This is a genomic window from Chromobacterium sp. ASV23 (assembly GCF_016428945.1).
Classification (GTDB): Bacteria; Pseudomonadota; Gammaproteobacteria; order Burkholderiales; family Chromobacteriaceae; genus Chromobacterium; species Chromobacterium sinusclupearum.
In genome coordinates this window covers 1-9,860 of the sequence record NZ_JAELTR010000091.1, presented here as the reverse complement: position 1 = coordinate 9,860, position 9,860 = coordinate 1, and the positions used below count along the sequence as shown (strand labels likewise).

Annotated in this window: 9 protein-coding genes and 1 pseudogene; all 10 read left to right on the top strand. The window is 62.2% G+C overall.

All coding sequences use genetic code 11. The features are described 5' to 3' along the window. Positions 1-94: 94 nt before the first annotated feature. Complete coding sequence (locus JHD59_RS20990) at positions 95-901, top strand: phosphatidate cytidylyltransferase (protein WP_199155680.1); 807 nt, start codon at positions 95-97, stop codon at positions 899-901. A 15-nt stretch (positions 902-916) separates the two neighbouring features. Next, a complete protein-coding gene (gene ispC / locus JHD59_RS20985; protein ID WP_199155679.1) occupies positions 917-2,101 on the top strand; it encodes a 1-deoxy-D-xylulose-5-phosphate reductoisomerase in 1,185 nt (394 codons plus the stop codon). Beyond that, positions 2,095-3,438 carry an RIP metalloprotease RseP gene (rseP, locus tag JHD59_RS20980; protein WP_199155678.1) on the top strand — a complete coding sequence of 448 codons (1,344 nt, stop codon included), beginning with the start codon at positions 2,095-2,097 and terminating at the stop codon, positions 3,436-3,438. Before ispC ends, rseP begins: the two co-directional genes overlap by 7 nt. 9 nt (positions 3,439-3,447) lie before the next feature. After that, on the top strand, positions 3,448-5,763 hold the full coding sequence (gene bamA, locus JHD59_RS20975; protein WP_103316830.1) for an outer membrane protein assembly factor BamA: 2,316 nt from the start codon (positions 3,448-3,450) through the stop codon (positions 5,761-5,763). Positions 5,764-5,784: 21 nt separating this feature from the next. Beyond that, positions 5,785-6,270 (top strand): OmpH family outer membrane protein, encoded by a 486-nt coding sequence (locus JHD59_RS20970; RefSeq protein WP_103316828.1) that lies wholly within the window; start codon positions 5,785-5,787, stop codon positions 6,268-6,270. A gap of 51 nt (positions 6,271-6,321) precedes the next feature. Continuing rightward, positions 6,322-7,368 carry a UDP-3-O-(3-hydroxymyristoyl)glucosamine N-acyltransferase gene (gene lpxD, locus JHD59_RS20965; protein WP_199155677.1) on the top strand — a complete coding sequence of 349 codons (1,047 nt, stop codon included), beginning with the start codon at positions 6,322-6,324 and terminating at the stop codon, positions 7,366-7,368. Continuing rightward, complete coding sequence (fabZ, locus tag JHD59_RS20960) at positions 7,361-7,813, top strand: 3-hydroxyacyl-ACP dehydratase FabZ (protein ID WP_103316824.1); 453 nt, start codon at positions 7,361-7,363, stop codon at positions 7,811-7,813. Before lpxD ends, fabZ begins: the two co-directional genes overlap by 8 nt. Position 7,814: 1 nt before the next feature. Then, positions 7,815-8,591, top strand: coding sequence for an acyl-ACP--UDP-N-acetylglucosamine O-acyltransferase (gene lpxA, locus JHD59_RS20955; RefSeq protein ID WP_103316822.1), 777 nt, complete (start codon positions 7,815-7,817; stop codon positions 8,589-8,591). 4 nt (positions 8,592-8,595) lie between these two features. Further along, positions 8,596-9,768 carry a lipid-A-disaccharide synthase gene (gene lpxB, locus JHD59_RS20950; protein ID WP_199155676.1) on the top strand — a complete coding sequence of 391 codons (1,173 nt, stop codon included), beginning with the start codon at positions 8,596-8,598 and terminating at the stop codon, positions 9,766-9,768. Beyond that, positions 9,759-9,860: pseudogene (rnhB, locus tag JHD59_RS20945) on the top strand (ribonuclease HII); the annotation flags it as partial. The gene lpxB and the pseudogene rnhB, both read left to right, overlap by 10 nt.

The following is a 9,860-nucleotide window of genomic DNA, read 5'->3' as shown; positions in this document are numbered from 1 at the left end:
GGCCATTTCTTCCTACTGGCAGCGTGAACGGCGCTTTGGTCGCACCAGCGAGCAACTGCCGGAACATTTGCGCCGCGACCGACCCTAACCTTTCATGCTCAAAACGCGTATTCTGACTGCGCTGGTGCTGCTTCCGCTGATGCTGGCGGCACTTTTCCTGTTTCCTGCGGCCGCCTGGGGCGGCTTTTCCTGGTTGATCGTCATTCTGGCCCTGTGGGAGTACTCCCGCATGGTCAAGATGCGCCTGCCTGAGCAAGCCGCCTATTTGGCCTTGTCTTCGCTGCTGGCGGTGATCGCCTGGTTCGGCCATTGGCACACGCATGTCGCCGTTCATGGCCTGGCGCTGGCGTTCTGGCTGGTCCTGGTGCCGGCCTGGCTGGTCAAGCGCTGGCCGATTCCGTCGGGCGCAGCGGCTTGGCTGCTCGGTTGGGCCCTGATGCTGCCGGCCTGGTTCGCCTTCATGGAGTGGAGGCCGGAGCCGACGCGGCATGATGCGCTGGCCTTGTTGGCCGTGATGGGGCTGGTTTGGGTGGCCGATGTGGCCGCCTATTTCTCCGGCAAGGCCTTTGGCCGGCGCAAGCTGGCGCCGGCGATCAGTCCCGGCAAGAGCTGGGAGGGCGTTTACGGCGCCGTGGCGTGCGTGGCCTTGTATGTGGCGCTGGTCGATCACTTTGGCTGGCTGGACATCCATCTGCCGCTGTGGGGGCTATTGTTGTTGGCTTTGCCGCTGACCGCGGTCAGCGTGTGCGGCGATTTGCTGGAATCCTGGTTCAAGCGTTCGGCCGGCATCAAGGACAGCAGCGCGCTACTGCCCGGCCATGGCGGCGTGTACGATCGTATCGACAGTCTGATCGCCGTGCTGGCGGTCAGCAACGCCCTGCGCGCGCTGGGCGGCATGTAATTCTGGAAGGTTCACATGAGCAAACCTCAGGGTATTGCCGTACTGGGGGCGACCGGCAGCGTAGGCTGCAGCACGCTGGACGTGATCGCCCGTCATCCCGAGCGCTACCGGGTGGTGGCGCTGACCGCTCATCGCCAGCTCGACAAACTGTTCGAGCAGGCAAGTCGTTTTCATCCCGATTATCTGGTAGTGGCGGATGCCGAATCCGCTGCGCAATTGCGCCTGCGCCTGGCTGATGCCGGCTTGGCGGGCGAGGTGCTGTTTGGCGCGCAGGCCTTGGAGCAGGTGGCCGTCTTGCCGGAAGTCGACGCGGTGATGGCCGCCATCGTCGGCGCGGCAGGCTTGCCGTCGGCGCTGGCCGCGGCGCGGGCCGGCAAGCGCATCCTGCTGGCGAACAAGGAATCGCTGGTGGTGGCCGGACGTCTGTTCATGGACGCGGTCCATGGCAGCGGCTCGAGCTTGCTGCCGGTGGATAGCGAGCACAGCGCGATTTTCCAGTCGCTGCCGGCGGGATATGCCGGCCAGCCGGATGTCGCTGGCGTCCGCAAGATCATCCTGACCGCTTCTGGCGGCCCGTTCCGCGGCAAGTCCGCCGCCGAGCTGTTGGATGTCTCTCCCGATGACGCCTGCCGCCATCCCAACTGGAGCATGGGGCGCAAGATTTCGGTCGACTCCGCCACGCTGATGAACAAGGGGCTGGAAGTCATAGAGGCCCGCTGGCTGTTTAATGTGCCGCCGAGCCGCATCGATGTAGTGGTGCACCCGCAGAGCGTGATCCATTCGATGGTGCAATATCGGGATGGTTCGGTGATGGCGCAACTGGGTTCTCCCGATATGCGCACGCCTATCGCGTGCGCCCTGTCCTGGCCGGAGCGCATAGAGGCGGGCGTGGAGTCGCTGGATTTCTTCGCTCTGGGCGACTTGACCTTTGAAAAACCGGATATGCGGCGCTTCCCGTGCTTGCAGCTGGCCTTCGATGCGCTGGAATCCGGCGGCGACGCGCCCGCCGTGTTGAACGCCGCCAATGAGGTGGCGGTGGCCGCCTTCCTGGAAGGGCGGATTCGTTTCATTGACATACCGCGCATCGTGGCTGACACCTTGTCCGGCGTCCCGGCTGCGGCCAGCGATTCGCTGGCGGGATTGCTGGCGCGGGATGCCGAGGCCCGGCGCTACGCGGAGCAGAGGGTGGCCTTATGTTGACTGTATTCGCGTTCCTGCTGGCGATAGGCGTGTTGGTGACGTTTCACGAGCTTGGCCACTATTGGGTGGCCAAACTGTGCGGCGTGCGCGTATTGCGTTTCTCTATCGGCTTTGGCAGTCCGCTGTTCCGCTTCAAGCCGCGTGAGACCGAGTGGGTGATCTGCCCGATTCCGCTGGGCGGCTACGTCAAGATGCTGGATGAGCGCGAGGGCTATGTCGATCCGGAGGAGCGGCCCCGCGCCTTCAACAACCAGCATGTGCTCAAGCGCATCGCCATCGTGGCGGCTGGCCCGCTGGCGAATCTGCTGCTGGCCGTCTTGTTGTACTGGGGCGTGATTGCCCAGGGCGTGCCGCAGCTGAAGCCGCTGATAGGCACCGTGGTGGCGCAGACGCCGGCGGCCGCGGCGGGGTTTCGCGATGGCGACCGGGTGATCAGCGTGGCTGGGCGCGGGGTGTCCAGCTGGCAGGAAATCCGCCTGGCCCTGGTCGATGCCGCCATGTCCGGCGACGTTATCTCCGTGCGGGTGCAGAATGCCTCCGGCGCGGCTGCGGAGCGGCGTATCGATGCCGCCCGCTTTGGCGACAAGGCGGTGCAGGCCTTGCAGCAGGGCGATCCCGGGTTTTCGCCTGCACGCTTTCTGCCGGCCGTAGGCGTCGTGGAGCCGGGCGGCGTGGCGGCCAAAGCTGGTTTGAAGCCCGGCGACAAGCTGTTGTCTGTCGGCGGCCAGCCGCTATCCAGCTGGGAGGCTTGGGTGCAGCAGGTGCGCAATAGCCCTGGCAAGGATTTGCAAATCCGCATCGAGCGCGACGGCAAGCCGATGCAATTGAGCCTGCGGCCGCAGGCGGTGACGCAGGATGATGAAGTGGTGGGGCGCATTGGCGTCGCGCCATTGCCGGATGCGGCTTGGAACGACAAGCTGAGCTTCATGGTGCATTATGGCGTGTTCGGCGCATTGCAGCAGGCTGCGGTGAAGACGGGCGACACCGCCTGGATGAGCCTGAAGTTCCTGGGCAATATGTTGATTGGCCACGCTTCTTTGAACAACCTGTCCGGTCCGCTGACCATCGCCAATGTGGCGGGGCAGACGGCGCGCGAGGGGCTGACGCCGTATCTGGAATTTCTGGCGCTGATCAGCATCAGCATCGGCATACTCAATCTGCTGCCCATACCGGTTCTGGATGGCGGCCACTTAATGTATTATGTCGCGGAGCTGGTAAGAGGTAAGCCCGTCAGCGAACGGGCGCAAATGCTCGGACAAAAAATTGGTTTCATATTGCTGGCGTCTTTGATGGCGTTTGCCATGCTGAATGATTTCAGCCGCCTATTTGGGGGTTAAAACGTACCTATGAAATTGAAGCTACTTTCAGCGGCCGTGCTGGGCCTATCCATGGCCTCCACTGCGATGGCCGCTGATCCTTTCGTCATCAAGGATATTCGCGTTGAGGGCCTGCAGCGTACCGAGCCGGGCACGGTCTTCAACTATCTGCCGGTCAAGGTGGGCGACACCTTTACCGATGCCAAGGCGCAGGAATCGATCAAGGCGCTGTTCAACACCGGTTTCTTCAACGACGTGCGCGTGGAAAGCCGTGGCGCCACCCTGATCGTCACCGTGGCGGAGCGCCCGGTGATCACCCAGCTCAACATCAACGGCGCCAAGGAATTCAGCAAGGATCAACTGAAAAAGGCGCTGAAGGACAACGGTTTCGCCGAGTCGCTGATCTTTGACCAGGCCTTGCTGGATGGCGCGGTGCAGGAATTGAAGCGCCAGTATTACAGCCGCGGCAAGTATTCGGTGGAGATCACGCCGTCCGTCACCAAGCTGGAGCGCAACCGCGTGTCGGTCACGCTGGACATCAACGAGGGCGTGACCGCGCGCATCAAGGAAATCCGCATCGTCGGCGCCAACGCTTTCTCGCAGTCCAAGCTGCTTGATGAGTTCAGCCTGACCACGGGCGGCTGGCTGTCATGGATCACCAAGGATGACCAGTATTCCAAGCAGAAACTGACTGGCGATCTGGAGAAGCTCAAGGCTCTCTACCAGAATCAGGGCTATATGGAGTTCGGCATCGACTCGTCGCAAGTGTCGATCAGCCCGGACAAGCAGAGCATGTACTTGATCATCAATGTGCATGAGGGCAAGAAGTTCACCGTGTCCGACGTGCGCTTGGCCGGCGATCTGAAAGTGCCGGAGCCGGAGCTGCGCAAGCTGATCAGCATCAAGAACGGGGACACTTTCAATAATGAGAAAGTGACTGAAGCGGTCAAGGCAATCAGCGACCGCCTGGGCGAGGCCGGTTACGCCTTCGCCAACGTCAACGTGCTGCCGGATATCGATCACGACAAGCAGACCGCGGCTTTCACCTTCTTCGTCGATCCGGGCCGCAAAACCTATGTCCGCCGCGTCAATGTGGCCGGCAACAACAAGACCCGCGATGAAGTGATTCGCCGCGAGTTGCGCCAGATGGAAGGCGCCCCGTACAACGCTGCCGATGTGAAGCGCAGCAAGGAGCGCCTGGACGGCCTGGGTTACTTCGAAGACGTGAACGTCGAAACGCCTGCGGTGCCGGACGCGCCGGATCAGGTGGACATGAACATCAGCCTGAAGGAACGCTCCACCGGCAGCATCTCCGGCAGCCTGGGCTTTGTGCAGGGCGAAGGCCTGGTGATCGGCGCCAACATCTCGCAGAGCAATATCTTCGGCTCCGGCAAATACATGTCTTTGGGCATGTCCACCGGCAAGGTCAACAAGAATTACTCGCTGTCGTTCACCGATCCGTACTTCACGCCGGATGGCGTCAGCCTGGGTTATGACGTGTACGACCGCGTCTACAACCCGGACGCGACCTCTATCTCGGCATACAAGACCGGCACGATAGGCGCTGACGTGCGCTTTGGGGTGCCGATCACCGAGTACGACCGCATCAACTTCACGTTGGGCGCGGAAAAGACCGACATCACGACGTATAGTAATAGCCCGCAGCAGTACATCGACTTCGTCAACCAGTATGGCAGCAGCAACTACACCATACTTGGCACGGTAGGCTGGAGCCGCGATACGCGCGATAGCGCGCTTTGGCCGACGCGCGGCGCCACCATTCGCGTCAATGCCGATGCGGGTCTGCCTGGCGGTTCGCTGGAATATTACCGTCTGACGCACCAACAGACCTGGTACTTCCCGCTGTCCAAGGACTTCACGCTGATGCTGAACGGCGAGTTGGGCTATGCCGACGGTTACGGCAAGACCAAGGTGTTGCCGTTCTTCCAGAACTTCTACATGGGTGGCCTGGGTTCGGTGCGCGGCTATGATACCAGCAGTATCGGTCCGTATGATTCCGTAGCCAATTCCTATCTGGGCGGTAACCGCAAGGCGGTGGCCAATGCGGAAATCCTGTTCCCGATGCCTGGCTTGAAGGATAATAAATCCGTGCGCCTCAGCGCCTTCGTCGACGTCGGCACGCTATGGAACACCAATCTGACCAGCCAGCAAAACGCCGCGGGGATTTACAGCTCGGCGAGCGATGGCTTGCGTTACTCGGCAGGCCTGGCGCTGACCTGGCTGTCGCCGATGGGCCCGATGAAGTTCAGTCTTGCCAATCCGCTGAAGAAGGAGCCGAATGACAAGATTCAGCGCTTCCAGTTCCAGATGGGCACCACGTTCTAAACGCTATCCGAGGACGCAATCATGAAAGCATGGAAATGGTGGCTGGCTATGTTGAGCGTTGCGGCTATGCCGGTGCATGCCGCCGACTTCAAGCTCGGCTACATCAACGTCGAGCGGATTTATCGCGAGGCTGGCGCGTCCATAGCCATCTACAAGAAGCTCGACAAAGAGTTCTCGGATCGCCGCGAAGAGTTGAAAAAGATGGAAACGCGGGCCAAGGATTTGGAGTCCCAGCTCGGCGGCAATAGCCTGTCTCAGGACGATCGCAAGCGTTTTGAACGCGAATACGCCAGCCTGGACCGCGATTACCGCGCCAAGTCGCGCGAGCTGGCCGAAGATTACAACCAGCGGCGCAACGAAGAGTTCGCCGGCGTGACCGAACGGGCCAACCGCGTGGTCAAGGAGATCGCCCAGCGCGAGAACTACGACCTCATCCTGCAGGAAGCGGTGTACATCAACCCCAAGTTCGATCTCACGCCGCAAGTGCTCAAAGAGCTGGACAAGTAATCGTTTAAACCGTCACCGGAGTAAGCCGACCCGCGGTCGGCTTTGTTTTTGATGTCCTACACACTCGCATACATCGTTGAACAACTGGGCGGCGAGCTGCGCGGCCCGGATCTGGCAGTCGAGCGGCTGGCGCCGCTGGAAAGCGCTGTCGCCGGCGAAGTGGCCTTTGTCGCCAGCGCCAAGTTCCGCCGCCAGATGCTGGCAAGCGCGGCTGGCGCGCTGATCGTAACCGATGCGCTCGCTGCCGAGCTCGATGGCCGCTCGCTGATCGTCACCGCGGATCCTTACCTGTATTTTGCGCGGCTGGCCACCTTGTTTCATCCGCCCAAAGCGCCGCGCGCCGGCATTCATCCGCGCGCGGTGGTGGGAGAGGGCTGCCGGATTGGCCAGAGCAGCGAAATCGCCGCCAACGTCACCATCGGCGACGATGTCGTCATCGGCGAACGCTGCCGGCTGATGCCTGGCGTGGTGATCGGCGACGGCTGCGTGCTTGGCGACGACGTCACGCTGTACCCCAATGTCACGGTTTATCATGGCTGCGTGATCGGCAACCGCGTCGGCGTGCATTCCGGCAGCGTGATTGGCGGCGATGGCTTCGGCCTGGCCTGGGACAAGGACCACTGGTTCAAGATTCCGCAGACCGGCCGGGTAGTGCTGGAGGACGACGTGGAAATCGGCGCCAATACCACGGTGGACCGCGGCGCGCTGGTGGATACGGTGATCCGTAAAGGCGCCAAGATAGACAACCTGGTGCAGATCGCCCATAACGTGGAAATCGGCGAGCACACCGCCATCGCCGGTTGCGTCGGCATCGCCGGCAGCACCAAGATCGGCGCGCGCTGCACGGTGGGCGGCGCGGCGATGTTCGTCGGCCACATCGACGTGGCGGATCGCACACATATCGGCGGCGGCACCCTGGTGTCGAAATCGATCAAGGAAGCGGGCACTTATGCCTCGTCCTACCCCCTGCAAAGCATGAAGGACTGGTTGGCCAATGCCGTCCATGTCCGCCATCTGGATGATTTCGCCAAGCGCATCAAGCAGCTTGAGCGAGAACTGGAAACATTGAAAAATTCGAAGGAAGAACCTCATGAGTGAACACGCTGTCTCGATCGACGTCCGCGAGATCATGCGCTACCTGCCGCATCGCTATCCGTTCCTGCTGGTAGACCGCGTCACCGAATTCGAAGCCAATACCCGCATCAAGGCCTTGAAGAACGTGACCATCAATGAGCCGTTCTTCGCGGGCCACTTTGAACAGTATCCGGTGATGCCGGGCGTGCTGATCATCGAAGCGCTGGCGCAGGCCGCCGGCATTCTGGCGATCAAGAGCCAGGGCGAGCGCGCCGAAAACGAGTTGTATTTCTTCGTCGGCATCGACAACGCCCGCTTCAAGCGCCAGGTCGTGCCGGGCGACCAGCTGGTATTCGAGGTGGAGCAGATGGCGCTGAAGCGCGGCATCGGCAAGTACTCGGCCCGCGCGCTGGTGGACGGCCAGGTGGCGTGCGAAGCGGAAATCATGTGCGCCAAACGCGAGGTGTGATATGACCATTCATCCGACCGCCATCGTTGATCCGAAGGCGCAGATTGCTGATGACGTGGAAATCGGTGCCTACTCCATCATCGGCCCGAATGTCAGCATAGACAGCGGCAGCTGGATCGGCCCGCATGTGGTGATCGAGGGCCATACCCGCATCGGCAAGAACAACCGCGTGTTCCAGTTCTGTTCGCTGGGTGCCATGCCGCAGGACCTGAAGTACGCCGGCGAGCCGACACGGCTGGAAATCGGCGACAACAACACCATCCGCGAATTCTGCACCTTCAATACCGGCACGGTGCAGGATGGGGGCGTCACCCGCATCGGCAACGACAACTGGATCATGGCCTATGTGCACATCGCCCATGATTGCCAGGTCGGCAGCCACATCATCCTGGCCAACAACGCCACGCTGGCGGGGCACGTGCACCTGGGGGACTGGGTGTTCCTGGGCGGTTTCACCAGCGTGCACCAGTTTGTCATCGTGGGCGAACATGCGATGACGGCGTTCGCCAGCGCCGTGGCGCAGGACATCCCGGCCTATGTGACCGCGCACGGCAACCGCGCCGTGCCTTCCGGCATCAATGCGGAAGGCATGAAGCGCCGCGGCTTCACGCCGGATCAGATCCGCCGCGTGCGCAACGCCTACAAAACCCTGTACCGCCAGGGTTTGAGCTACGACGAGGCTAAGGCCGCCATTCTGGCCGAGGCTGGCGAAGGCCACGCCGAGCTGGAGCCGTTCGTGCGTTTCTTTGGTCAATCGGCGCGAGGAATCATCCGCTGAGCTTATGAGCGATCACCTGTTCAAGCGCAAAGGCGCCCTGAAGGTGGCCATGGTGGCCGGCGAGGCCTCGGGCGACCTGCTGGGCGCTCATCTGATGGACGCGCTGCGGGCGCACCGCAGCGATATCGAATTCGCCGGCATCGGCGGCCCGCGCATGGAGTCCCGCGGTTTTCACAGCATGGTGCCGCAGGAGAAACTGGCGGTGCGCGGTTATTCCGAGGTGCTGAAAAGCCTGCCGGAACTGTTGCGCATCCGTCGCCAGCTGCGCGAGCAGCTGCTGACGGAACGGCCGGACGTCTTCATCGGCATCGACGCGCCCGACTTCAATTTGGGGCTGGAGGCCGCGTTGAAGAAGGGCGGCGTGCAAACCGTGCACTATGTCAGCCCGTCGATATGGGCCTGGCGGCCTGAGCGCATCCAGAAAATCGGCCGCGCGGCCAACCATGTGCTGTGCCTGTTCCCGATGGAGCCGCCGCTGTACCGCCAGGCGGGCATCCCGGTGACGTATGTCGGCCATCCATTGGCCAGCGAGATTCCGCTGGAACCGGATCAGGAGGCGATGCGCGATCAACTGGGCCTGCCGCTGGATGTGCCGGTATTCACCCTGATGCCGGGCAGCCGGCAGAGCGAGCTGGAATACATGGTGCCGGTGTATCTGGATACGGCCCGGCTGCTGCTCAGACAATATCCTGATGCGCAGTTCCTGGTTCCCTTGGCCACCCGCGCCACGATGGAGCAGTTCGAGCGCATGCTGTATCAGTTGAAGGCGCGCGATCTGCCCATCCGCAAACTGTTCGGCCATGCGCAGATGGCGATGATCGCCAGCGACGTGGTGCTGGTCACCAGCGGCACCGCCACGCTGGAAGTGGCGCTGACCAAGCGACCGATGGTCATCAGCTACAAGCTGTCGGCGCTAACGTATCGATTGGTCAAGCGCAAGATCAAGCTGCCGTATGTGGGCCTGCCCAATATCCTGTGCGGCCGCTTCGTGGTGCCCGAGCTGTTGCAGAAGCAGGCTACGCCGGAAAAGCTGGCAGAAGAGATGCAGCGGCTGTACACCGATACCGCGGCGCGGGCCGACATGGTCAAAACTTTCACCGAGCTGCAGCTGACCCTGCGCCAGGATACGGCCAACCGCGCGGCCCGCGCGGTGCTGGATGTGGCGCGATGCAATTGAGTCCCTTGCTGGCCGGCGTGGACGAAGCCGGCCGGGGGCCGCTGGCTGGCGCGGTATTCGCCGCGGCGGTCATTTTGGACCCGGCCAAGCCC